The sequence below is a fragment of the Lamprobacter modestohalophilus genome, assembly GCF_016583905.1.
Lineage (GTDB): Bacteria > Pseudomonadota > Gammaproteobacteria > Chromatiales > Chromatiaceae > Lamprobacter > Lamprobacter modestohalophilus.
Map to the genome: position 1 here is coordinate 74875 of NZ_NRRY01000015.1, position 24300 is coordinate 99174.

Consider the following 24300-nt stretch of genomic DNA (forward strand, 5'->3'; position numbering starts at 1 on the left):
CCGCTGTCGGCCCGCCCAGCGCAACGATGAGCGCGCGCTTCTGCCAACTGAGCGCACAACGCTAGCCCCTTGTGCGACACCAAGTTCTGGGCGGCAACAGTGTCCATAAAAAGTGGGAGCGCAATCCATGACGCCGGATGAACAAACCCGCTACAGCCGTCAAACGCTGCTGCCGGGTTTCGGCGAGCGGGCACAGGAAGCCCTGAAACAGTCGCGGGTGCTGATCGTTGGGCTTGGCGGACTTGGATCACCCGTGGCGATGTATCTTGCCGCTGCAGGCATCGGTCGTCTCTTGCTCGCCGACTTCGACGCCGTCGACCTCTCCAACCTGCAGCGGCAGATTCTGCACAATAGCGAGCGCATCGGCTGGACCAAGGTCGATTCCGCCATCGCCACCTTGAGTGCGTTGAATCCCTGCTGCGAGTTGGTCCCGATCAAGCGTAGCCTAAGCCCGAGGCGCCTTAGTGAGCTCGCCGCCGAGGTCGATCTCATCGTCGACGCCAGCGACAACTTCCAGACCCGTTACGCTGTCAACGATGCCTGTATCAAGGCTCGCATACCGCTCGTCTCCGGCGCTGCCATCCGCGCGGAAGGCCAGGTCGCGGTCTTCTCAGGCCGACCGGGCGATCCCTGCTATCAATGCCTTTATCCGGACGACGGGCAAGAAGGCGAACGCTGCGCCCGCGAAGGCGTGCTGGCACCGCTGGTCGGCATCATCGGTAGCATCCAAGCCACCGAGGCCATCAAGGTGCTCAGCGGCTACGGCGAGCCGCTGTTCTCAAAGCTCCTGTTGCTCGATGCGCAGAACATGGCAATACGGATGTTAGCAATCCCGCCCGATCCCGCGTGCCCGATCTGCGCTGATAGCAGCGCTCGCTAAAAACGAGGCCTTGGCGTCGCCGCCGTCTCGACTGGCAGCACTGGATATCCGATGTGCGGCTGCTCACCCTCGAGGCTGCGCAGGAAGTCCGCGATCAAGCCGGCTTGCTCGTCACTCAGCTCCACGCCAAGCTGAGACAGCGCCATCACCGACACCGCCTGCTGAAGATCCCAGACCTGGCCAGAATGGAAGTAAGGCGCGGTCAACGAGACGTTACGCAGCGGCGCCGCACGGAACACATACTCATCGGAAACGGTCTTGGTTACCTCGAAGCGACCCTTGTCATCCGGGGGGAGGATGTCGGCGCCCGGCTTCTTGATCAGACCGAACGGAAAGTAGCCCTGGCCGCCGACATTGACGCCGCTATGGCAAGCCGTGCAGCCCTTGTCGACGAATAGCTCCAGCCCTGCCTTCTGGGCATCGGTCAGCGCGTCATCATTGCCGCGCAGCCACTGGTCGAACGGCCCGTTTGGCGTGACTAGCGTTACCTCGAAGACCTCGATCGCCTTGGCCATGTTGTCGAAGGTGACCGGATCAGCTTGGCCCGGGAACGCTTGTTCGAACCGCTCGACGTACTCCGGCATGCTGTTCAGCGTCTTGACCACACTGACTGAATCATTGGCCATCTCAACCCCGGCCTGCACCGGCCCCTTGGCCTGCTCCTTGAGGTCCGGAGCGCGACCGTCCCAGAATTGGGCGCTATTGAACACTGAATTGAGCACTGTTGGCGCGTTGCGCGGCCCCTTCTGCCAGCCATGACCGACTGAAGTCGGCAAGTTGTCATCACCGCCCGTCGAGAGGTTATGACAGGTATTACAGCTGATCAGCCCACTCGCCGAGATGCGCGGATCAAAGAACAGCATCCAGCCCAGCTCCAGCTTCTCCTGGCTGAGCGCGTTATCGTTGACCCGCTGATAAGCCAGCGGGATCGGCTTTAGACCAGCGTTCTCGGCCTTGGTACGCAGCGCGGCATCATCGGCCCAGGTCTGGCCCGACACGAGCACAAGGGTAACGGTGAAAGAAATTAGGGTTTTGTACATCATTGCCTCAAGAAACCGTTAGCGACTGGCGCGTCTATTATCCGCACCAATAACATTAGTCCAATCAAGCCCGATGACGCAGCAACCGACATTAATCTAGGACGAGGCGATTGCGTCCAAAGAGTAACCGTTTGTCTCGCCGCCTGGCTCGATAGGGCGCCACTGAGACGCCCTAGCCTTTGACTCGTACAATCTTCCGTGGTCAAGAATCACTCTTAGAAGCTCAGGGAGAAACGCCGTCCACCCGCCGCATCTCAAAGACATCGGCAATGGCTGAATTCGGCGCTGGCTGTTCCGTCGCTCGAGCAGACCTGCACAGCGGATAGAAGCTTTGATCAAGGGCTTTTAATCTCAGCCTACTGGTCCGTCACCACGGCTGGCAGTAACGTCGGCAAGCTCTGGATTGCAAAGTCGCGCGTCACCGGGTCTGAAGTCACGCCCTGGAGTACGACGCGACCCGCGCTTCGAAGATCCTGTCGCGAGCTTTCAGAGAGCTGACTGAACAAAATGCCGAGATCACCCTGACGAGCGGCGAAGGCTAAACCTACCTGAACCATATGGGTGACTTGCCGCATGTCTTGCACCATCGAAGGATTTGCATAGCCAACGTCGATGATGGTCGGGATGGCGTCGCCCCGAGCGATACTCCCCGAGTCAAGCTGCCAGGTCCAGAAGACCAACTCAGCTTCATTCGGCGCACGACTGAAGAGACGCATGAAGATGTCTGACACGAAAGCTTCATTCGACAGCGCCTCATATAGCGCCCGCCCGACATCGCTTGAGTAAATCGCTCGAGCCAGCTCGGCTCGAGTCAATCCTGAGCCATTCCGTAACTGATCAGCCCAGAAGACAAGACCTTCTTGATCAGGCGCAAACTGCAGGATCGCGACGTAGAGTTCAGTCACCTGCCAGGGCAGACTGCTGCGATTCGGGGCATCGCTAATGGGATTGCAGGAGAGGATTGAATTGGATTCGATCGGCACAGCTTCGGCTGCCGGAGTCGCGGCAGAGGGTACCTGAACCACATTCTGAAGATCCGCACAGCTTACACCCGGAGCGAGCGTAGCCGTCAGGCTCGCCATCACGTCACTGGGGAATGTCGTCGAATTGATGCCGTAAAAGGTAATCCTAAACCAACCCGGTCGCAAGGTTTCAAAAGCTATCTGCTTATTTGCGTTTTGAGTTCCGCGCCCTGGAACGGCTTCAATGCCAGTGATTTGCTCGGGATCATAATAGATATCGGTCGCTAAAACCGAGATAGCTTGACCGTTGGTCTCCAATTTGAGATCAAAAGCAACAGAACCCGCCACAGCATCGTATTCGATATTCGCAAAATTGAGCTGACTGGTCGCCGCGACAACTGCTCGCGTGCCACCCGATCTTGTGCTGTTTCTGCGCTCTGCAGCTGCGTCTAAAAGATCCTGCTCAACGATGCGATCGTCGTAATTATTAATGGTCTCTTGCAGATCAGTCGCCCGCATCGTGCTGTAGTCTCGCTTCACGCAAATCGGTTGGTGTTCCGGTAACCAGCGCGTGAAGTAATCGACTGCCGTCTGAATCTCGAAAAGCCGCACCTGCCCACTGCAGTCACAATCCCCAATGATGTTGTTGCAGCGACGCTCGATGACCATCGCCCCCGGCATCCCGTCGATCTGCGTACCTTGACCGCTGATGTCGGCCGCGGCAAGGCCACCTTGAGTAAGGCGAATCAAGTGTGATGGCAACGGTGGATTATCATTGACCGTTCCAACCTGTACCGCCGCGAACTCCAGCGTGCCAAGGAGTCCCGTCAATGGCGCAAAATCCACAACCCCAATCGGCTGATAAATATCGATCCCAAGCTGTCCGGGAACTGTCCGATCGAGCTGAAGATTTGCCGATGCAGGTAACTCAGGGTTCCAGTGGATCGTCTGGAACTGAAGCTCTGATGGATCGAAAAAGACGGTCGTGGAAAGCGCGCTGATCCCAACGTTTCCCGGATCATTCAAGCTGAGGGTCACTTGACCGAAGCGTCCATCGATCCCAATGCGCTCGGGCACGAACGGCACTGGATTGCAGCCAATGATGAGCTCAGGGTAGTTGCTGTCGCGCGTACTTTGTATCTCGTCCATCAGGGCGACGAAGGTGTCCACACCGCCGGGAAAGACCTGCCCCGTAGGTAGAAGAGGGAAAAGCGGAGTTATGTCACCCTCTTCCAACTCGGTTAATCCGCTGATCCAGAGTCCTTGACGGGTATCGTCTGCAGCGTCAGTTAATGGTCCAGTCGCCAGCGCGGTAATCGAATCCGCCTCGCGACCGCCGAAGTAAGACGAGAACCACAATTGCTGCCCACAAGGATCAAACCGAGCCAAATAGCCATCGCCATTACCAGCATGAAAGTTCTGATATGCGTTTTGAACCGGCATGAAATGCGATTCTGTCTGGCCGCCGACATAGATGAATTGACTATGCTGCGATGCACCGGCCGCCGCCGTGCTGCGGTCCGCCGCAACGGCAAAGATGTTGTCGTCTTCGAGCCCCCCGAGATAGGTCGAGAAATAGATGAAGCGGCCTGAATCATCGATCTTCACGAGCACACCATCATCTCCCCCGGCAGGCTCAGGCTGCCATGCATTCACAACCGGGAAATTAGTCGACGCGCTCGTCCCGACCAGCAAGAAATTCCCATCGTTATCCCTGACCAAGTCGTTTAACTCATCAGTACTGCTACCGCCAATATAAGTGCTAAACGCAAGCTCATCACCGCTGCGTGAGATCCGGGAGAGAAACATATCAGTGCCACCGCCACGCGCAAGTGGCTCACCATCCTGGTCTAGCGGCGGATGCTTTACAGGGAATCGACTGGAGCTGGTATTACCAGCAACAAAGATATCTCCGAGGTCAGTAACCACAAGGAAGTTGAGATTATCCGTGCCGTTATCGCCAAAATAAGTCGAATACTCGAGTGCCGTTCCGTCACCGTCAAAGCGTGCGATAAACCCATCGACACCGCCGGCAAGCTCGTCCTGAAGTGCACCGCGCACGATCAAATCCCGCGAGGTCGTCGTTCCAGCAATGACAACATCGCCGCCTTCACCTAAAGCAATCGCATTACCAGATTCGGAGCCTGTACCACCAAAATAGGTCGAAAAAACCAAACGGCTACCATCGGGGGTCAGCTTTGCCAAAAAGGCATTCTGTCTACCCGAGAGCACTGGATAGAGCGCAGTCTCCATGGTTGCGAAATCCTCAGAGCTCGTCGAGCCGGTCACATAGAGGTAACCTTCTGCATCGATCGCAAGATCCTCAATACTGTCATCGTCACTCCCTGACAGCACGGTCACAAAGACCAAGTTGCCATTCTTGTCTATCTTGTAGATGAACCCGTCCGCAGGGCTGCCGACCGGATTCTCCGGTGGAGGCTCGATGGGTACCGGATTGATGATTCGTCCGCTGGCATCACTCGGAAAGAGCTCAGAATCCGTCATTCCAGCCACGAATGCATTACCCTCGGCATCAAGCACAAACGCATTAACGACATCATCGTCTTCGCCGCCAACGATGCGAGAGAACATGAGCGTTGGCTTTTCCTGGTTGGTCGGTGTGGTTCTGAGCGTAAAACTCGGGTCAATCACAAGCGTCTGCGTGGGATCGTACTCAGCAACTTCGAAACCGTACACCAAGGCCCCCGCCGCATCTTGCTCGAGCAACCTGAAGCCACCGTCGATCACCTGGCGCTCGCCAGCAACGAGCTGATAGATCAGCGGAGCCTCTTGCCGAACCTGGTCGCCGTCACCAAAGCTCATCACGAGCGCGCCAGACGGATCGATGTCTAGGCTCCTTACGCCTTCGACGGCAAATCTTAGATCTGTTGGGCTCGAACCAGGAGCCAGATAGAGATCATATGCAAGCTGCCCCCCGCGAGACAAAAAGACCATGTCGACGCCTGGATAGATCTGCTGATAACGCACTGAGCCGAAGGTCGGGATATTCGACCAAGATCTCGACAACCCTGCCCCACGGAGCAGATTGAGCTTGGTCAAATTCTTGTCGAGTGGCTCCAACTGTGTGTCTGTGTTCGGCATCAGCGGCTTCAGCGAGAGCGTTCGACCACCTACATCCCTTGGCTGCCTCAGCTTCACGTCGGCGGCGCCAAACGTCGCCACCGTTCCGCCCAGTGAAACGGCCTTGAAGCGCTCGGAGCGATCCCACTGGCCGACATTCGGCACAAAAAAGATCTGTTCAACAGCTTGGAGCTGCTCGCTGGAGACCTGATCAGCCGGCGGAGCTGTTGGTGACGGTTCAAACCCAGCAGCAGCAAACACTCCTTTTGCTGGCGACAACTGAAGCAGCAACAAGAGAGTCACCGAAGCAAAAACTGAACCAAAATAGCGCGAAGCGAGCATAAAAATATCCCGACTTAAAAACATGGCGAAGTGAACGCCACTGATTGCAGAGTCACGAAATAGCGAAGCGCGGCACAGCACAAATCTAGACCATCTTTGCGATCTTACCAGAGGTTGAAAGTGCATAACGTGAAGTGGGGCCCATATCCACTTCCCGGAAATCCTGGACTGGATCGTGGCAGAAGCGCTGCTCCCCTTGTAGACGATAGAACCGGCCGCGCTGACGATGTCGTTATTCGCACTGGTCTGGTCAAATCTGCGGCCCAGCGCACGTGATCACGTTGGGATTGCGACCACTACTGCGCTTGTTGCCTGCGTCCGAGGCGAAGCGCGCAGGCGCGAGCGCATCGTAGTCGGCCTCGAATCCGGCTGTGAGCAGCGCCTCGCGAAGCGGTGACTCGAGTGCTGGAACGCCATCAATATGTTGGATCAGCAGCCGTTTACGGCCAGCCGAGGGCACCCGCACCAGCTCGGCCAGCGCCAGCTCGAGCTCATTGCCCTCATCGCTGACGGCATCGGGGAAGGTCAGGATCTGCTTGCCGCTGGTGGCAACATAGACCACCGGCTTGCCAGCAACCAGGATGACCCAAGCGCCAGCAATGCGTTTCGGGCCGGACTGACCCGCTTGTCGAACAGAGCGGCGGCAAGCCCTCTTCGAGTGGACAGCCTGCGCGACCTCCGGCCAAGGTAGTAGGGCGCCGTAGGGATTGGCTGGGTCGACTGCAGCCAGGATGCAGACATCGGCCAGATCGAAGCCATCGAGCGGCGGTTCATCGATTCGGGCCGCACGCAGATGGTCGATTGCAGCAGGCAGCGCGAACTGGGCGCCGGACAATCCCTCGACGAAGTAACCGCGGCGCACCTGGCCGACCTCCTCCATCTGCTTCAGTACCCTGTAGAGTGGGCCAAAGCCGCCGGGCAGATCCTCGGCCGCGACAGCCTCCCGGCTCAGCACACCATAGCGCTCGAGCAGCATCTGCGCCTGCGCGAGCAGGCGCTCGGTGGCTTGGGTGGCAGGAGCTGCTGCAATCCCGCCCGAGGCTGTGGAGACCCCAATCACTTCGCTCGGAGCGAGGTCTAACCCAGCCGGAGATTCATCGGTGATCCCACCGGAGAGCCAGACATCAACGCCGGCGAGATCGCTGACCAAAGACCAACGCCCACCCGCGAGGCCACCCCTGAAGGCGCTGTTCCCTGCCACGACGCCTACACGAAAGCGCCCTCGGCTGCGCGGACGCGAGGTCTTCGATCGAGTGGAGCCAAGCGAGCGCAGCGGCGCGAAGGTGTCGTTGGTGATGCGCCCGGCCCAGACCAGATCCCAGAGCACTGTTTCGAAGGTGTCTTGGTCGGACTTCGACCCCTGCGGCAGCCTCGCCCGCTCCACCACCTGCTGCAGCTCCAATAGAAAGCAGGCGCCGCGACGGTTCAGATGTACCAGGATCAGCTCAGCGATCGCAGCGGGTGGCTCAAGGGCAGGCGCGGGAACAGGAGCAGGCGCGGTTGCGGCTGCTTTCGCTAACACAACATCGCCAGCCGGCAAAGCCGTTTGGGTCTTACCAGTCTTGGCCCGTGACAGATCAAGCGCCGACGCCGCATGCTCAGTGCGATAGATCGCGATGCGTCCGTCCTTGGGCCCTGCCGCACCTCGCCCAACCCAAATAATCTGCCCGCTGGCGGCGAGCAGATCCAGATCCTCGCTGCGATAGCCAGGCACCCGTGCGGGCAGCAGCACGCGGTCGAGTTGGCGCCAACTGACGCTCAGCCCTTCGAGCTGGATCAGTGCGTCCAACAGGCGCTCCGGTCCCTTGCGCCTCTCACCGATGCCGTGCCAAGCCGGCAGGAACCGGCCGAGCGTGGCGCCGTCGACCGGCGCGACCTGATCACGCGCTCGCGCTAAGGTGCGGCGACGCAATTGGCGCATGACCTCGGCATCGCACCATTCGGGGCCGGTGCCACTGGGCCGGATCTCACCTTGCACCAAGGCACCTTGGGACTCGAGCAGCCGCAGCATCGGCTCCAACTGGGCCACGCGCAGCCCGAACCGCTCCGCAGGCTCGGTGGTCGTAAAAGGGCCGTGCGTGCGCGCATAACGGCGCAGTAGCTGCTCTAACGGAGCTTCGGTAGCGCCGATAAAGGCATCCGGCAGACCAGCCGGCGGCACACAACCAAGGGCGTCGCGATACAGACCTGCATCCTCGGCGGCGATCCAGCGGGGCTCGCCGGCGATGCGCACCTGGGCGGCTCGACGCTGCTGCTTTAGCCCATCAAGCCAAAGGCGAGTCACAACATCAATGCCTGCAGCGGCACCGGCATCAGCGACGCCGGCGGTGGCTCCGTCTGCGTCTTCCTGGTCCGCGCGCTCTCGGTGTTCAGCAGGATCACCGATACCGGAATCGGCTACCCTCATTAGCGCCGAGGTTCGGCAGCGCTCGCGGAGCTCGGGCTCAGTCAGATCGCCGAGACGGCGCAGTAGATCGTGCATCTCGTCGGCGTCGCGTGCGCGGCGATCATAAGCGTCAACATCGCCATCATCCGCGCGGCCCAACGGCGCCAGATGCTGCAATTCGCGCTCCAACGCATCAAGCACCTCGGGATCGATCAACGCGCGCAGCTCAGCCTCGCCGAGCAGCTCGGCGAGCAGCCCACGGTCGAGCGTCAGGGCTTGTGCGCGCCGCTCTGCAATCGGTGCGTCTTGCTCATAGATGTAAGCCGCAACATAGGCAAAGACCAGCGAGCGCGCGAACGGCGAGGCGCTGCGCGTCTCGACCTCATGCACGCGGATGGCGCGCGAACGAATCGCGCTCAAGACCTCCTTCAGACCGGGCAGATCAAACACATCGCTGAGCGCCTGACGATAGGTCTCGAGCACGATCGGAAAGGCTGGATAGCGACGCACCACCGCGAGTAGGTTCTGCGCCTTCAGCCGCTGCGCCCAGAGCGGCTGACGGCCTTTGGCTGAGCGACGCGGCAACAGCAGTGCGCGACCGGCATTCTCGCGGAACAGGCTGGCGAAGAGCGCTGTGTCGGCCAGCTGCTCGGTGACGCGATCCTCGATCTCGTCCGGATCGGGCAGCAGCCCGGTCAGATCGGGCAGCTCATCGCCATCGGCTAGGCGCAGCACGATGCCGTCATCGGTGTACATCACCTGCAGCTCGAAGCCCTCGCGGCGCTCGAGGCGCCACTGCAACGCCATCGCCCAGGGGGCATGGATGCGCGCGCCAAACGGACTCAGGATGCAGATCCGCCAATCGCCCAGCTCATCGCGGAAGCGCTCGACGACGATGGTGCGGTCGCTCGGTACCTGCCCGGTCGCCTCGCGCTGATCTTGGATGTAGGCGGCCAGGTTGTCCGCAGCCATCGCGTCAAGCGGTGTGCGCTGGCAAATCCAAGCTGCGGCCTGCTCTAATGCCGGATCAGTTGATCGATCCGTCACCCGATGAATTCCCCCATCAGGCGTGGGAGCAGCCCCAAGCGCCGCAACCTCCCGGCAAAAGGCGCCAACCGCCCGCCCCAGCTCCACCGGACGCCCTGGCCCATCGCCGCGCCAAAACGGCAGCTTGCCCGGCTCACCCGGTGCCGGCGAGACGATCACCCGATCGCGACTGATCTCCTCGACCCGCCAGGTGCTGGCACCGAGCAGGATGCACTCGCCGGCGCGGGTCTCGAACACCATCTCTTCGTCCAGCTCGCCGATGCGCGGCCCCTCGGAGCCGAGATGCACCGCGTAGAGCCCACGATCCGGGATGGTGCCGGCGTTGAGCCGGGTGATCATCGGCGCGCCCTTGCGTGGGCTGAGCAGATCGGTGCTGCGGTCCCAGACCAGCAGCGGGCGCAGATCGGCGAAGTCGCTCGACGGATAGCGCCCGGAGAGCATATCGAGCACCGCCTCGAGCGCAGCGCGGCTGAGCTCGCGATAAGGCCCGGCGCGATTGACCAGCGCCAGCAGCTCGTCGACGCTGCGCGGGGCCATCACGCAGTGCGCGACCAGCTGCTGCGCCAGCACATCGAGCGCATTACGCGGCATCCGGAACGGCTCTAGCTGGCCGGCCAACATACGCTCGGCGATCACCGCGCATTCGAGCAGATCACCGCGATACTTGGGGAAGATGCGCCCGGTGCTGACCTCGCCGACACCGTGCCCGGCACGGCCGATGCGCTGCAGCCCGCGCGCCACCGAGCCTGGCGACTCGACCAGCAGCACCTGATCGACCCCACCCATGTCGATGCCCATCTCCAGCGAGCTGGTGGCGACGATCGCCTTCAGGGTGCCGCGCTTGAGACCCTCTTCGATCTCGCTGCGCTGCTGATGACTGACGCTGCCGTGATGCGCGCGCACCAGCTCAGGCAGCGGCACGGTTGGCTCATCGATGCCGTCGAGCCAGTGCCTGCGAGCTTTTCGCTCAGATGCTGCGCTCAGCCTGCCGACGCGAGTCTCGTCACTGTCCAGCCCAACCTGCGCTTCGTCATGACCACGCTCTGCACGCTCAAGAGCCGCCTCCGGATTCGCGATCAGGTCGCGTTCATCAGCGAAAGCTCGCGCTTCAGGAGCAGCATCCGAATCCAAAATCGCGCCAAGGCCTTCTGCTTGATAGACGCCGTCGGCATCTTCGTCTCTGTCCCTGCCCCTGTCTCTGTCTCTGTCTCTGCCTTCGTCATCCTCCACTGCTGGCTCGGCCGCCAAGGCGTTCAGCCGCTGCGACAGCCGCTCGCAAAGCCCACGGCTATTCACAAAGACGATGGTGGAGCGATGCGCCATGATCTCATCCAATAGCGCTGGATAGATCGCCGACCAGAGCCCCTTCTCGGCCGAGCGGTTTTCGCTCGGATGCTGTTGCTCGCGGGCGAACAGCTCCCCCAGGATTGGGCCGCCTTCAGGCTCGACCGAAGCAGCCGTCGACCGCCGATCGACCCTTGGCTGGGGTGGACGCTCCATGTCGGGGACCGGTACGCTGACGCGTAGATCGAGTCTCGGCGGTGCCGCGGCATCGACGATCTCGACCGCTCGATCGCCTCCGAGCCAGCGTGCCGCCTCGGTCAGCGGCTGCATCGTCGCCGACAATCCGATACGCTGTGGCTCAGGGTTGCCGGACTGGGTGACCAGCAGGCATAGCCGCTCGAGTGACAGCGCCAGATGCGCGCCCCGCTTGGTCGGCGCCAGCGCATGCACCTCGTCGACGATGATCGTCTCGACCTGGCTGAGGGTAGTGGCGGCCTGCGAGCCAAGGATTAGGTACAGGCTCTCTGGCGTGGTGACCAGGATCTCGGCCGGGGTCTTGAGCTGGCGCTGGCGCTCACGCGCAGGAGTGTCGCCGGTGCGGATCGCAACCTCCGGCGGCCGTAGCGCAGCCGTCTGGCCGCCGGTGCCGAGCATTGCGGCGGCCTGGGTGATGCCGGCCAAGGGCGCACGCAGGTTGCGCTCGATGTCGACCACCAGCGCCTTCAGCGGCGACAGATAGAGCACACGCGTACCGGGCGGAGCCGACCGGCGCGCCTCAACACGGAGACCGGCGCAGGGCACTTGGGTCGACGGCTGGCTTGGCTTGAGCGCCGATTGGCCCACTTCTTGGCCTACCTCTTGGCCCATCTCTCGGCCCACCTCAACGAGCAGGCGATCGATGGCCCAGAGAAACGCCGCTAAGGTCTTGCCGCTACCGGTCGGCGCAGTGATCAGGCAGTGCCGGCCACTCGCAATGACCGGCCAACCGCGCCTTTGGGCATCGGTCGGACCGTCGAAGTGCTGAGTGAACCAGCGGCGAGTTGCGGGACTAAACGCCTTCATGATCCCTGTTATGGGGGCAGATCTTCCCATCCCCGCGCAAAGCCGTGGCATCAGAGCCTCATCGCGCGATAATGGTCGCGCTTGACCCACCCCTAATCACAAGATTAAGGACTTAGAGCCATGTCGAACCGAATACTGCCGTGGTCTTGGACCCATCTGCTCCTCGAGCAGACCGGGCCGCACCCCAGACGCTGTCTGCTCGCGATGATCACAGCCGCCATGTTGGCTTCGCCGATCGCCGCCTTCGCTGAGGATGAATCCTCTACTAAGGCCAGCGACAACACAGAGACTGCCTCAGCAGCAAACGAAGGCGAGGATGACGCCACCGCTGACGCGCCGACTGCGGATCATGAAAGCGATACCGATGCGGATAAGGATGACAAGGATACGGATACGGATACGGATACGGATACGGATACGGATACGGATACGAAGACAGATACAGACAACTTAGGCCGACTCAGCATCGAGCTGAACAAACTGGAGCAGGTGGAGGATATCTGCCGCGTCTACTTTGTGTTCGAGAACGCCATCGATCAACAGCTCGAGACGCTGCAGCTCGAGCTGGTTCTATTCGACACCAAAGGGTTTGTGAAACGTCGGCTCACCCTTGATGCGGCGCCCATCGCCAAAGACAAGACCAGCGTCAAGCTGTTCGACCTTCCCGAGACCCAGTGCACCAATGTCGGACGCATCCTGATCAACGATGTGGTCAAGATCGCTGGACCCGACGGGGACTTGCCCGATGATGTCTCGCAGCTCGATCTGTCGTCGAAGCTCGACGCTGACCTGTTCAAATGAGTACCAGCGCCTCAGCCGCATCCGGCGCCTTTGCCGAGAGCTTTGGCCAAGGCGGACCTGTGCTCTGGATACTGGCGTTGCTCTCCGTCGCTGCGCTAGCCATCATCTTGGTGAAGCTATGGCAGTTCTCGCGCCTCAAGCTCAATGCGAGCGAGCCGACTGAGCAGGCACTGCGCTACTGGTACCAACAGAACCCGCAACAGGCCCTCGCGGTGCTTCAGGGTAGTCCCCAGCCGACCGCCCAACTGCTCGCGCGGACCTTGCAGGGGCTGGCGATGCCTGCTGTTGATCTCGGGCTGTTGCGGGAGGAGTTGACTCGGTTCGCCAGCGCCAAATTGGAGCAGCTGCGCGCCTGGCTCCGTGCCCTCGAGGTGATTGCCGCGCTCAGCCCGCTGCTGGGCCTGCTTGGCACCGTGCTGGGCATGATCGAGGCCTTCCGACAGCTGGAGCTGGCTGGCAGCCAGGTCGATCCGGCCATCCTCTCGGGCGGCATCTGGCAGGCCCTGCTCACCACCGCCGCTGGCCTCAGTGTCGCCATTCCGGTCGTCCTGGTGCACAGCTGGCTGGAACGACGCGTCGAGCGCTGTGGTCATCAGATGGAGGATGCGGTGACGCGGGTGCTCACACGCGACCTGAGCCATGGATCGAGCGCCCTGTCGGCAAAGGGCACGCGCGGGATGGACACCGGCAAGCCTCCGGTCAGCGGTAGCGACAACAGCATCTCGGTGCCGGCGACCGATGCAGTTTGAGCCCCCGCTCCGGCCACGGCGGCGCCTGATCAGCTTGACGCCGCTGATCGATGTGGTCTTCATCCTGCTGCTGTTCTTTATGCTCGCATCGAGCCTGACGCGGCTGAATGCGGTTGCACTCGATGCACCCAATACCCAGATCGCGAGCGCCGACAGCCAACCGGCGTTGCTGTTGCGGATTCAGGCCGATGGTCGTCTCGACCTCAATGGCGAGCCGGTCGAGACCGAGGCGCTGACCGATCGGCTGCGCGCCCGACTGCAGCAAGCGCCGGATCTGCAAGTCTGGGTGCAACCGGACGATGACGTGTCCTTGCAGATGACCTTGCAGGTCTTCGATCAGCTCGCTGCTGCCGGTATACCGGTGTTGCGACTGCGCTAAGGTGTATGACGGCTCGCCACCGCTGCCATCGACCCACTGTTTCCGACCTGCCCAAGCCCACCAGACACCATGCGATTCACCGCCCCTCGACAGCGAGCCAACACCGACGATGCCCTGATCCCGTTGATCAACGTCGTTTTTCTGATGCTGATCTTTTTCATGATTGCCGGACAGATCAGCCCCCCAGAGGCACTACTGGTTGAGCCGCCAAGCTCGCAACAGGGACGACTGTCAGAGCCTGAGCGCATCCTGTTGCTGATGGATGCCCAGGGACGCATTGCGCTGGACGGCGAGCTTGTCGCACCAACGCAGCTCAATGACCGGCTTGCGGCACGACTGGCATCCATGCAAGGGGCTCAGGATGACGGCGACGCCAATCGCCTTGGCATCACCTTGAAGGCCGATGCCGCGGTCACCCAAGGTCAACTGCGCCAGCTGCTCGAGCAGCTGCGCGCGCTCGGCGTTGAGCGCCTGCAGCTCCTCGCGCAACAAGCGTCCGGCTCAGACACATAAGACCCCACCGCTGTGGAGATCACCCCTCGCCATTGGCTCATCGCCTTACTGATTGCCAGCCTGACGCATGCCGCGTTGGCGCTCGCGCTGGTACAGCTGTCAACGCCGCCCCCGATCGCGCCAGCGGGTATCACCATCGAGCTTGGTGACGGCGGCCTCTCGGCAGCAGCGGGCGCCGATGGGGATGGCTCGCCGCCTGGCTCGGCTGTGCTGCAGCCGGTTGCCAGCCCCGCGCCTGCTGCCAGCCCGATGGCAGCGGCATCTGAGGATCAGACGCAGCTGGCCATCGACGCCGAGCGTGCGCACGAGCAAGAGGCTGTCTTGCCGCCGGTGGCAACGGTCGAGACCGTCGCCGCCAAGCCCCTGCCAGAGCCAGAGCCAGAGCCAGAGCCTGAGCCTAAGCAGAAGCCAGAACCAGAACCACAGGCCGATCCGCAGCCAACACCGACATCAGCTAGAGTGGCAACACCTCAGCGCGTCAAGCCCGAGCAGAAGCCAAAGGCCACCCAGGACAGGCCAGGCATCGCTGCAACGAAGGCGAATCCAGAGCGTCCAGACAAGGCCGCGGCGCGCGCGCATTCTGGATCTGGCGATGGCAATGCTGAGTCGTCAGAGGCTGGGGCCATCGGTCATGGCAAGGGCGGTCGCAACGGCTCGGGCAGTGGCAATGATGGTCAGGCCAACGCCAGCAACTACTACGGGCGCCTCGCAACCTGGCTCACGCGTCACAAGCGCTACCCCGCGCAAGCACGACGGCTACGCCAAGAAGGCACGGTGAAAGTGACCTTCACCATCACCCGCAGCGGTCGGGTGGTGTCGAAACGGATCATCCAGAGCTCAGGCTACGAACTGCTCGACCAAGAGGTTCAAGCCATGCTCGAGCGCGCCTCTCCAATGCCACGCATCCCCTCTAGCCTCGGCCGCTCCAGCCTGACCATCACGGTGCCGGTTGCCTTTACGTTGCATTGAGCCTAGCAACAGTCGTTGAATGGCGTCAGTCTTGAAAAAGCAGCTACAACTCGACCTGATCGCCCTGATGACTGACGCGCACCGAGTCCGCCCACCGCTGTATGAGTTCGTTCTTGCCCAAGCCCCACGCATCAGCCCCACGCATCAGCCTCACCCCATCAACCTCACCCCATGAATCAAACCTCTCGCGCATCGTTGATGAAGGCGCTCGGCCCCGGGCTCTTGGTGGCCTGCGCGGCCATCGGTGGCTCGCACCTGGTCTGGTCAACCCGAGCCGGCGCTGAGTTCGGCTGGCAGTTGGTTGGGCTGGTGTTGCTCGCCAATCTCTTCAAATACCCGTTCTTCCTGTACGGACAGAAATACACGGCGGCCACTGGCGAATCCTTGCTGGCCGGCTATCAGCGCAGGGGCAACCTGTTCGTCTACATCTTCCTGGCGATCAATATTCTCACCGGCATCATCAACATCGCCGGGGTATCGATGCTGAGCGCGGCCTTGCTCGCCGGCTTTGGGCTCGAGGCGTTACCGCTGCCGCAGTTGACGGTGCTGATCATGATCGGCTGCGCGGTGTTCATCTTCCTTGGCCATTACCGACTGCTCGATGGTATGGCGAAGCTGGTCGTCATCGTACTGACCGTATCGACCCTGGCAGCGCTGTTGCTTGCGATCGGAGAAGGGCCAGTCATGCAGCCCGGGTTCGAGCCGCCTTCACCCTGGACCTGGGCCTCGTTCGGCTTTCTGATCATGCTGATGGGCTGGATGCCGGCGCCACTGGATCTGTCGGCTTGGTCGTCGCTGTGGATGTTCTCGCGCGAGCGCCAGACCGGACACCGGGCCACCGTTGGCGAGACCCTGATCGATTTCCATCTCGGCTATTTCATGGCCGTCGCCTTGGCAATGGTCTTCCTCGCGCTCGGCGCGCTGGTCATGTATGGCAGCGGTGAGCGCTTTTCGCCAAGCGGCATCGCGTTCTCGAACCAGTTGATCGAGCTCTATTCCCGCAACATCGGCGCCTGGTCCTATGGGCTGATCCTGTTTGCCGCCTTCGTCACCATGCTCAGCACCTCGCTGACCTGTGTCGATGGCTATCCGCGAGCGCTCGCCGCCTGCACCACACTGCTCGCACCAAAGCTGCTGCCGGCCTTCACGCGCGTGCATCAGGCCTGGATCTTGATTGCGGTGATCGGCGCCTCGGCCATCGTGCTCGGCTATGTGCAGAACTTGCTGCAGCTGCTTGGCTTCGCCGCCATCATCTCCTTCATCACCTCGCCGATCTTGGCGGTGATCAATTTTCTGGTCATGAGTGGCGACAATGTCCCGCCAGAGCATCGGCCGGGGCCGATCCTGAAGCTGTTGAGCTGGGTCGGCATCCTGTTCTTCTTCGGCATGACCGCGGGCTTCATCTATGCGGAGTTTCTGCTCGATTGACCTAACGCGCATAGCGCCGCGCCACCCCTGACGATGCATCGCGCGAGATTCGCGTTAAAAAGAGCGTTTGAATCGTAGGTCCATCGGGCTCCTGTAGCTTGGAACGGGTCTGTCGTGCAATCGCAGCTAACCGCCAAAACGCTCGATAAGCCAGAGCAGCAGGCCCATCACCAGGATCATCGGCAAGACCAGCGTCCAGGGTGAGACACCCCAGAGCTCGGGTAAGGTCTGAGCCTGAATCCGGCCTTTGTTCAAGATGTGCTTGTCCAGCCAGGGATAGCAGTGAGCGAAAAGGCCGGCTCCCACCAAGATGCCGAAGAAGCCACCGGTGAGCGCATCATAGGATCCCTGCCCCATCGCGCCGGTGACCGTTCCCGGGCAATAGCCGAGGGTGGCCAGCCCAGCGCCGAAGATGATGCCGCCGATCGCCGACCCGCCAACTGAGGCCGGCTTCGGCTGCAACCGAACATGGCCGAAGGACCTCAGTAGAAAGATCCCGATGGCGCCAACGATGATGGCCGAGAGCATGATCTTGACCACCGTCCAGTCGCGGAACAGCAGCTGCCCAAGCACGACGTCGTAGTGGGTCAGGCCACCCTTCTGCAACAGGATGCCGAACAGCACCCCCATGAGCAGCCCGAGCAGGAGTTGAAGCCGACGATGTTGATGCAGTCTATCGAGCATGGGATCAGTCTCTGCTGCCACGCGCCGCAGGCAGCTCATGGCCGGTTGGGTCGGTTGATTCAGGTTGATGTGCGATCAGCGGGCTCAGCGGTGCCCAAGCCGGGCGCAATCCATGCGCGTCAATCATGCGCGTCAATCATGCGCTCGATTCATGCGCTCGATTCATGCACTCAGTACATGAGCTGAGCGACGATCACGCCAGACGCAAACAGAAAGACCACCGCAATCCAGCTGCTGATCGCCAGCTGCAGCGCGCCGCTGATGGCATGGCCGCTGGTGCAACCATCGGCCCAGCGCGAGCCGATGCCCATCAGCACGCCGCCGGCGAAGGCGACCAGAAACCGCAGCACCGGCGTGTCGCCGAAGTGCTGGCGCCAGAGCTCAGGCACCATCTCCAGGTGCAGCGAATCGGACAGGAAGGCGGAGAGAAAGGCACCGATGAAGATGCCGATCACGAACATGAACTGCCAATCGACGATCAGCGGCGTCTTGCGATAGAACGCCTTCTGCTCGACCACAGACCCGCGCAGGCGACGCTCCACCATGCCGCTGAGACGGGCGTAAGTGGTCGAACAGCTCAAGTACTTGTCTGACAACAGGAAGGTAAACCAGCTCAGTACGCCCATGGCAGCGCCAACGACATACGGCGACCAACTCTGCATCTGCAGCCAATGCATGCGTGCTCGGCCTCGTTCAGTAGGAGAAAGCAAGCCTTTCTCCAGTACCAGAGGCCAGCTGTCAAGTACTAAGGCTTCGCTGCTGCGCTGTCGCGCAGCAGCTGAATGGATGCTTGCGCAACGCCGATGGCAAGAACAGCCCGTGCTCAGAGTAGCGCCACAGCCTTGATCTGCGCATAGACCAATTGCCTAGGTGCCAAGTCGAGCTGGTCGGCCGAGCGCCGGGTGACGCGCGCCAACACCGGCGAGCCGCTGATCTCGAGCTTGACCAGCCGCAGCGCCGGATGACTGTCGTCGCCCAGCGACAGAATCGTCGCTGGCAGCGTGTTTTGGATACTGCTCGCATGGCCCGGATCACGAGTGATGCTGACATCGCGGGCGAGGATGCGCAGCCGCACATGGGCACCGATCTCGGCACCGCTATCTCGGGTCCACAGGCTGGCGCCGCAGCAGGCAACGCGCAGCAGATGCCATTGCTCATCGCGCTCTGCGACTTGGCCATCGAGCACCACACCGGCATCCTCACCAAGCCGAATCGGCAGATCGAGCCGTGACAGGGTCTCGTTGAGTGGTCCGCTTGCCAGCACTCGACCCTCGTCCATCACCAGGATGTGATCGGCCAACCGCGCAACCTCGTCGGGGGAATGGCTGACATAGAGCACCGGGATCTCAAGCTCGTCGTGCAAGCGCTCCAGATAGGGCAGGATCTCCTGCTTGCGCTTTAAATCCAGTGCCGCCAGCGGCTCATCCATCAACAGCAGCCGCGGATTCACCGCCAGCGCTCGTGCGATGCCGACGCGCTGACGCTCGCCGCCAGAGAGCGCGGCTGGTTTGCGCTGTAGCAGATGACCGATGCCGAGCAGCTCAATCGCCTGTTCCAGACTGAAGCGGTCTGTGACTGAGCCAGTATCAGTATCAGTATCAGTATCAGTATCAGTATCAGTATCAGTATCAGTATCAGTATCAGTATCAGTGTCAGTGTCAGCGCTGCTTTCAGTGATGGCCAAGGCCCGCTTGCCAAGACTGTTGCTCGCGTTGGGCTTGCCAAGACTGTTGCTGTCACTGTCACTGCTCTTGCCAAGACTGTCGCTCGCACTGCCCCCGCGACTGCGCCGTTGTCCGTAGCGCAGGTTTCCGAGCACCGTCAAATGCGGAAACAGGCTCGCCTCCTGGAACACGTAGCCAATGGGCCGCCGATGGGTCGGCACCCAGGTCTTGGCATCCTGCCAGACCGAACCCTTGAAGCTGAGCCGGCCGACTGCGGCATGCTCTAGGCCGGCAATGCAGCGCAGCAAGGTGGTCTTGCCGGAGCCGGAATGGCCGAACAGGGCGGTGACGCCACGCGCTGGTAGCCGTTCGTCCACATCCAGCGTGAAGCCCGGCCAGGCGACCCGGAAACGGGCCTCGATCTGCGACCGCATGCCGGTTTCGGCACCAGCCGCTGCGGCTGCCGCTGCGGCGGTATTGGTGTTCGCTTGCGTCTCGTTCATCGCTTCTTCGCCCCCGGATTCCAGACATACAGCGCCAGCAGCACCAGAAAGGAGAACACCAACATGACCGCCGCTAGCCGGTGGGCGTTGCCGTATTCCAGCGCCTCCACATAGTCGTAGATCTGCACCGAGGCGACACGGGTTACCCCTGGGATGTTGCCGCCGATCATCAGCACCACGCCAAACTCACCGACGGTGTGCGCAAAGGTGAGAATGCCGGCGGTGACGAATCCCGGCAGCGCGAGCGGCAGCGCGACGCTGAAGAAACGATCTAGCGGTGAGGCACGCAGCGTCGCCGCGGCCTCCAGTGGACGATCACCAATCCCCTCGAAGGCGTTTTGCACCGGCTGTACCATGAAGGGGAAGGAGTAGAACACCGAGGCCACCACCAGTCCCCAGAAGGTAAAGGGCAAGAGTCCGATACCAAGCGTTTGGGTCAGCTGCCCCACCGGTCCGTTTGGACCCATGGCGACCAAGAGATAAAAGCCCAGCACCGAGGGCGGTAACACCAGCGGCAACGCGACCACGGCGCCAATCGGCCCTTTCCAGCGCGAACGGGTGCGCGCCAGCCACCAAGCGACGGGCGTACCAACCACGAACAGAATCAGGGTGGTGACCGCCGCCAATCGCAGCGTCAGCCAGATGGCCTCGAGATCGGTTTCAGTGAGCCACATGGGCGGAATCCTTGATGGCATGTTGAAAGACGTTGATCGCGGAGATCAGCAACAGGATGCCGAGCAGGGCCGGCACCGCGACGCTGTCTGTCACTCGGTCTCGTAGCCGAAGTCGTGGATGATCGCCTCTGCCTTCTCGCCCTTGAGATAGGCGAACAGCTCCGTCACCGCCGGGTTGTCCTGGCCGCTGTTCAAAATCAACGCATCCTGGCTGATCGGTGCGTGCATCTCGCTGGGCACAATCCAGCCCGAGCCTTTGACGATCTCGCCGTCCTTCATGACCTGCGACAGGGCGACGAAGCCAATATCGGCGTTACCCGTGTCAACGAACTGATAGGTTTGGGCGATGTTCTCGCCCATCACCAGCTTAGGCTCGACGTCGGCCTTCAGGCCAAGTGCTTCTAGGGTTTCGATGGAGGCCTCGCCATAAGGCGCCAGCTTCGGGTTGGCGATCGACAGCTTGTTGAAGTCGCCGGACTTCAACAGCGCCGCACCATCCTCGACCTTGTTGGCGTCAGCGGACCAAAGCACCAGCGCGCCGATGGAATAGGTATAGCGCGAGCCGGGTACGCCCAGTCCTTGCTCCTCGAGCAGTTGCGGACGCTCCTGATCCGCTGCGAGCAGGGCCTCAAAGGGAGCGCCATTTTTGATCTGGGCATAGAGCTTACCGGTCGAGCCGTAGGAGGCCTTAACGATATGGCCGCTATCTTGCTCGAAGCTGGCGATGATCGCCTTCATCGGCGCGGTGAAATTGCTCGCGACCGCAATCTGGGCCTCTGCGGCAGACACACTGCCACTCGCCAGCAGGCTCACAGCGAAGAGAACGGGGCGAATCGGTTGCATCAGACGGACTCCTGAATTGAGTTAAGGAAGGAAACTGCCACCGGCGCTAGATCCTGCAGAGCTTACAAGGATGGCGAGATCGTAATATAGTCAAACAAACAACGCCAGGCAGCTCCTCATCTGGTATGCAGTATGCATGCCGAGTTTCTGTCGCACCCATCTGCTAAGGCGAGCGCTCATCGCTCGATGCGCTAGCAAAGCACGACAGGTGCGCCGCAACCGAAGACCGACACTTTGATGAGGAAACAGCATGAAGATCAGCGCCCGTAATCAGTTCCGCGGCAAGGTGGCAGAGGTCACCTTGGGTGCCGTTAACGCGGAGGTCTTGGTGACACTGACCGGTGGCGAGCAGATCGTTGCCATCGTCACCAACGAGAGCGTCAAGTCACTCAATCTAAAGGCTGGATCGGATGTCATCGCGCTGATCAAAGCCTCGTCCGTGCTCGTGATGACCGACGATGCGGGCATTCGCCTCTCGGCTCGAAACAGCCTCAAAGGCAAGGTAACGGCCTTGGAAAAAGGGCCGATCCACGCTGAGGTTTGCATCAGCCTGGCATCCGGCGACAGCGTTCATGCAACCATCACGCATGCCGCCTGCGATGTGCTCGGATTGGCGGAAGGCGTCGATGCAACTGCCGTGATCAAGGCACCGCAGGTCATCCTCGGCGTGCCAACTTAAACGTGCCTTACTCGGAGCGCAATATGCACTAGGATATAGCGCGACTCCATGAGCGGGGGCACCCCTTGCACAATGACGGTGCACCTCGCCATGACAGCCCTCGCTGTCTTCTTCTCTCTTCTTCACGACACTGTTGGACAGTGACAATGTGCCGTTCTCAACCCAACCGAATCGATGTTGACCATGCCTAGCTTCAACCCGCCGGTGCTCAGTGACCACGCGCTACAACAACTGCTGGCCGAAGATGTTCCCTTTGGCGACCTCACCAGCGAATCGCTCGCCATCACCGCCAAGTTCGGCAACATCCGTTTCTTCGCTCGCGACCCAATGCACGTCTGCGGCGTTGAGGAAGCGGTGCGGATGTTCCAGCTCTGCGGCGCCGAAGCCGAGGCGCACGTTGCCTCTGGCGCCGAGGCCGCTCCAGAAACGCTACTGCTCGAGGCGCATGGCAGCGCTGGCGCACTGCATCAAGGCTGGAAGACAGCGCAGACGCTGATGGAATGGTGTGGTGGCATCGCCAGCAGTGCTGCCGCCATCGTCGCCGCCGCGCGACGCGGTGATCCGAACGCGATAGTGGCTGGTACGCGCAAGAATGTCCCTGGTAATCGTCGGCTCGCGGTCAAGGCCTTCAAGGCCGGCGGTGCGGTGATGCACCGCAATGGCCTCTCGGAGACGCTGTTGATCTTCGCCGAGCATCGACTGTTTCTCGGCGACGAGACGCCGGAGGAGACGCTGGCCCGGCTCCGCCGGCAGTGTCCGGAGAAGCGCGTCGTGGTCGAGGTGGCAACGCCCAAGGAGGCGCTGACCTGGGCCGAGGCGGACGTGCTGCAATTGGAGAAGTTCACCGCCGAGCAGGTGGCCGAGACCGTCGCGGCGCTCACCGCGCGTGGTTCGCAGGCCGTCGTTGGCGCCGCCGGTGGCATCAATGCCAGGAACGCTGAAGACTACGCCCGGGCTGGTGCCCGGCTGCTGGTGACGACGGCACCGCACCTAGCGCCGCCGCGCGATGTGCAGGTCCGGTTTAGCTAGCGATATCGGAACCTAAGATTCAGTTTAGTATTCCACCGAGGACCGGTAGCCGGCATCCGAGTGCTCCCGGTCTGGTTGCCTGCTCACAGGTCTGGCCACGGCAATGCAAAATGCACGACTGCCGTGGCGCGCCAAGGTCGTTAGCTCCTCCAGCTCCAAGCCGGCGGCGTCGATCTGCGCCCTGAGCTCCGGCTCGTAGGTCACGCGACCGAACTCGATGCTCGTCACCCGCTTCAGCATCGGCTTGAGGATCTCCATCCAGCGGTCGGGTCGCATCTGAATGGTCTGGGTAAAGTAGAGACGTCCGTCCTCGTTCAACAGCGCCGAGCAATGCCGCAGCGCCTGCTCCGGCTCGGGCAGCAGCATGAAGCTGCCGGAGAAATAGACGGCATCGTAGGGTCCGCCTTGGTGATCGTAGACGCATTCGAGACGGACCTCGGCGCTCTTCGCCAGCGCGGAATCCTGCAGCCTGCGCAGGGCGCGCTTGACATAGTCGGCATCGATATCGATGCCGGTCACGCGCAGTCCCTTGTGCTTGACCAGCTCGGCGTTCGCCAGCAGGGCTCCGGCGGTGCCGATGCCGACGTCCAGCATCGCAGCGCCCTCGGGCAGGCGCCTGAACACCTCCGCGTACCATTGGGAAGTGAGTCTGAGAATCAGTGCGTCGTAGATGTAGCTGCGAATCATGGGATCGAGATAAAAAGTTGCCGCGCTTTCTCTTAGTCACTCACGCCGATGATCACGCTCGCGGGCTCAAACAGCGCGCAGGCGGATGTTTGCTCACGGATGCCGAGCGGCTCCAGACGCTCGGCATGGATCAGACCGCGCACCGTGATGCCTGCTTCGAGTGCAATCACCACCTCGGCCGGGCCATCGCTGCGGGTGATGCGCTGCACCTGTCCACAGAGCCGATTGAGATTAGGATCGGAGATGCCGCTAGGCGTTTCAGGCTCGATCCGCACGGCCACGGCCTTGATCAGCGCCCAGACATGGCGCCCCGGCTTCAGCCCAAGACAGTCGACACTCTCATTGGTCACGCCAGCGCGGACCCGCGCACCACCCTGAATCGCGATCTCGACCTCGGCATCGACCGGACGCGCGGTGACTGAGACGATCTGTCCGATGAACTGATTACGGGCGCTGGTGCGCAGTGCCAACCGTTGCAACATCGCAACACCGGCCTCCCGATCACCCAGGGCCGCATTCACGCTCTCCAAGAAATGCCGGTATTCGGCGGAGAGGGTGCGATAGGCCACAATCAGACGACGACCTTCGTCGGTGAGTCGTGCACCACCCCCACC

The 24300-nt window shown here is 61.5% G+C and carries 18 protein-coding genes and 2 pseudogenes; 9 read left to right on the forward strand and 11 right to left on the reverse strand.

The features are described 5' to 3' along the window. Positions 1–127: 127 nt before the first annotated feature. Complete coding sequence (locus CKO42_RS10975) at positions 128–880, forward strand: HesA/MoeB/ThiF family protein (protein WP_200243581.1); 753 nt, start codon at positions 128–130, stop codon at positions 878–880. Here CKO42_RS10975 and CKO42_RS10980 read toward each other — a convergent pair. The 4 genes and pseudogenes from CKO42_RS10980 to CKO42_RS28490 form a co-directional block, all read right to left on the reverse strand. Next, positions 877–1920 carry a cytochrome-c peroxidase gene (locus CKO42_RS10980; RefSeq protein WP_200243583.1) on the reverse strand — a complete coding sequence of 348 codons (1044 nt, stop codon included), beginning with the start codon at positions 1918–1920 and terminating at the stop codon, positions 877–879. The genes CKO42_RS10975 and CKO42_RS10980 overlap by 4 nt on opposite strands. A gap of 356 nt (positions 1921–2276) precedes the next feature. After that, positions 2277–6329: a DUF7948 domain-containing protein gene (locus tag CKO42_RS10985; protein WP_200243584.1), complete on the reverse strand. Its 4053-nt coding sequence runs from the start codon at positions 6327–6329 to the stop codon at positions 2277–2279. Between the two features lie 651 nt (positions 6330–6980). Beyond that, positions 6981–11352, reverse strand: a pseudogene (locus CKO42_RS10990) (Lhr family helicase); the annotation flags it as partial. Between the two features lie 6 nt (positions 11353–11358). After that, a pseudogene (locus CKO42_RS28490) lies at positions 11359–12135 on the reverse strand (DEAD/DEAH box helicase); the annotation flags it as partial. A 69-nt stretch (positions 12136–12204) separates the two neighbouring features. On the opposite strand from CKO42_RS28490, the gene CKO42_RS11000 reads away from it, so the two are divergent. The 6 genes from CKO42_RS11000 (at position 12205) to CKO42_RS11025 (ending at position 16923) form a co-directional block, all read left to right on the forward strand. Further along, positions 12205–12885, forward strand: coding sequence for a hypothetical protein (locus tag CKO42_RS11000; RefSeq protein WP_200243585.1), 681 nt, complete (start codon positions 12205–12207; stop codon positions 12883–12885). Beyond that, entirely contained in the window at positions 12882–13634 is a 753-nt protein-coding gene (locus tag CKO42_RS11005) for a MotA/TolQ/ExbB proton channel family protein (protein ID WP_200243586.1), read from the forward strand. The genes CKO42_RS11000 and CKO42_RS11005 overlap by 4 nt, the downstream gene beginning before the upstream one ends. Beyond that, positions 13624–14013 carry an ExbD/TolR family protein gene (locus tag CKO42_RS11010; RefSeq protein WP_200243587.1) on the forward strand — a complete coding sequence of 130 codons (390 nt, stop codon included), beginning with the start codon at positions 13624–13626 and terminating at the stop codon, positions 14011–14013. The genes CKO42_RS11005 and CKO42_RS11010 overlap by 11 nt, the downstream gene beginning before the upstream one ends. A gap of 69 nt (positions 14014–14082) precedes the next feature. Then, the gene (locus CKO42_RS11015; protein ID WP_200243589.1) at positions 14083–14526 is read left to right on the forward strand and encodes an ExbD/TolR family protein; all 444 of its coding nucleotides are present in this window, start codon (positions 14083–14085) and stop codon (positions 14524–14526) included. 12 nt (positions 14527–14538) lie between these two features. Beyond that, positions 14539–15495: a TonB family protein gene (locus CKO42_RS11020; protein WP_200243591.1), complete on the forward strand. Its 957-nt coding sequence runs from the start codon at positions 14539–14541 to the stop codon at positions 15493–15495. Between the two features lie 171 nt (positions 15496–15666). Further along, the gene (locus CKO42_RS11025) at positions 15667–16923 is read left to right on the forward strand and encodes an NRAMP family divalent metal transporter (protein ID WP_200243594.1); all 1257 of its coding nucleotides are present in this window, start codon (positions 15667–15669) and stop codon (positions 16921–16923) included. A 126-nt stretch (positions 16924–17049) separates the two neighbouring features. Here the strand turns inward: CKO42_RS11025 and CKO42_RS11030 are convergent, their stop codons facing one another. The 5 genes from CKO42_RS11030 to modA all read right to left on the reverse strand — a co-directional run bounded on the left by CKO42_RS11030 (position 17050) and on the right by modA (position 21291). Continuing rightward, positions 17050–17607, reverse strand: coding sequence for a YeeE/YedE thiosulfate transporter family protein (locus tag CKO42_RS11030; RefSeq protein WP_200243598.1), 558 nt, complete (start codon positions 17605–17607; stop codon positions 17050–17052). A 170-nt stretch (positions 17608–17777) separates the two neighbouring features. After that, complete coding sequence (locus tag CKO42_RS11035) at positions 17778–18317, reverse strand: YeeE/YedE thiosulfate transporter family protein (protein ID WP_274608904.1); 540 nt, start codon at positions 18315–18317, stop codon at positions 17778–17780. Positions 18318–18430: 113 nt separating this feature from the next. Continuing rightward, the gene (gene modC, locus CKO42_RS11040) at positions 18431–19774 is read right to left on the reverse strand and encodes a molybdenum ABC transporter ATP-binding protein (RefSeq protein ID WP_200243602.1); all 1344 of its coding nucleotides are present in this window, start codon (positions 19772–19774) and stop codon (positions 18431–18433) included. Beyond that, positions 19771–20448 carry a molybdate ABC transporter permease subunit gene (gene modB / locus CKO42_RS11045; protein ID WP_200243613.1) on the reverse strand — a complete coding sequence of 226 codons (678 nt, stop codon included), beginning with the start codon at positions 20446–20448 and terminating at the stop codon, positions 19771–19773. Before modB ends, modC begins: the two co-directional genes overlap by 4 nt. A gap of 90 nt (positions 20449–20538) precedes the next feature. Continuing rightward, complete coding sequence (gene modA, locus CKO42_RS11050) at positions 20539–21291, reverse strand: molybdate ABC transporter substrate-binding protein (protein ID WP_200243615.1); 753 nt, start codon at positions 21289–21291, stop codon at positions 20539–20541. 250 nt (positions 21292–21541) lie between these two features. Between modA and CKO42_RS11055 the strand changes: the two genes are divergently transcribed. Together CKO42_RS11055 and modD are read left to right on the forward strand one after the other, a co-directional pair. Next, positions 21542–21970: a TOBE domain-containing protein gene (locus CKO42_RS11055; protein ID WP_200243626.1), complete on the forward strand. Its 429-nt coding sequence runs from the start codon at positions 21542–21544 to the stop codon at positions 21968–21970. A gap of 183 nt (positions 21971–22153) precedes the next feature. Next, complete coding sequence (modD, locus tag CKO42_RS11060) at positions 22154–22999, forward strand: ModD protein (protein WP_200243632.1); 846 nt, start codon at positions 22154–22156, stop codon at positions 22997–22999. 24 nt (positions 23000–23023) lie between these two features. Here the strand turns inward: modD and CKO42_RS11065 are convergent, their stop codons facing one another. Further along, entirely contained in the window at positions 23024–23683 is a 660-nt protein-coding gene (locus CKO42_RS11065; protein WP_200243674.1) for a methyltransferase, read from the reverse strand. 35 nt (positions 23684–23718) lie between these two features. Beyond that, positions 23719–24300, reverse strand: a 582-nt coding sequence (locus CKO42_RS11070) for a TOBE domain-containing protein (RefSeq protein WP_200243638.1), incomplete at its 5' end; no start/stop codon positions are given.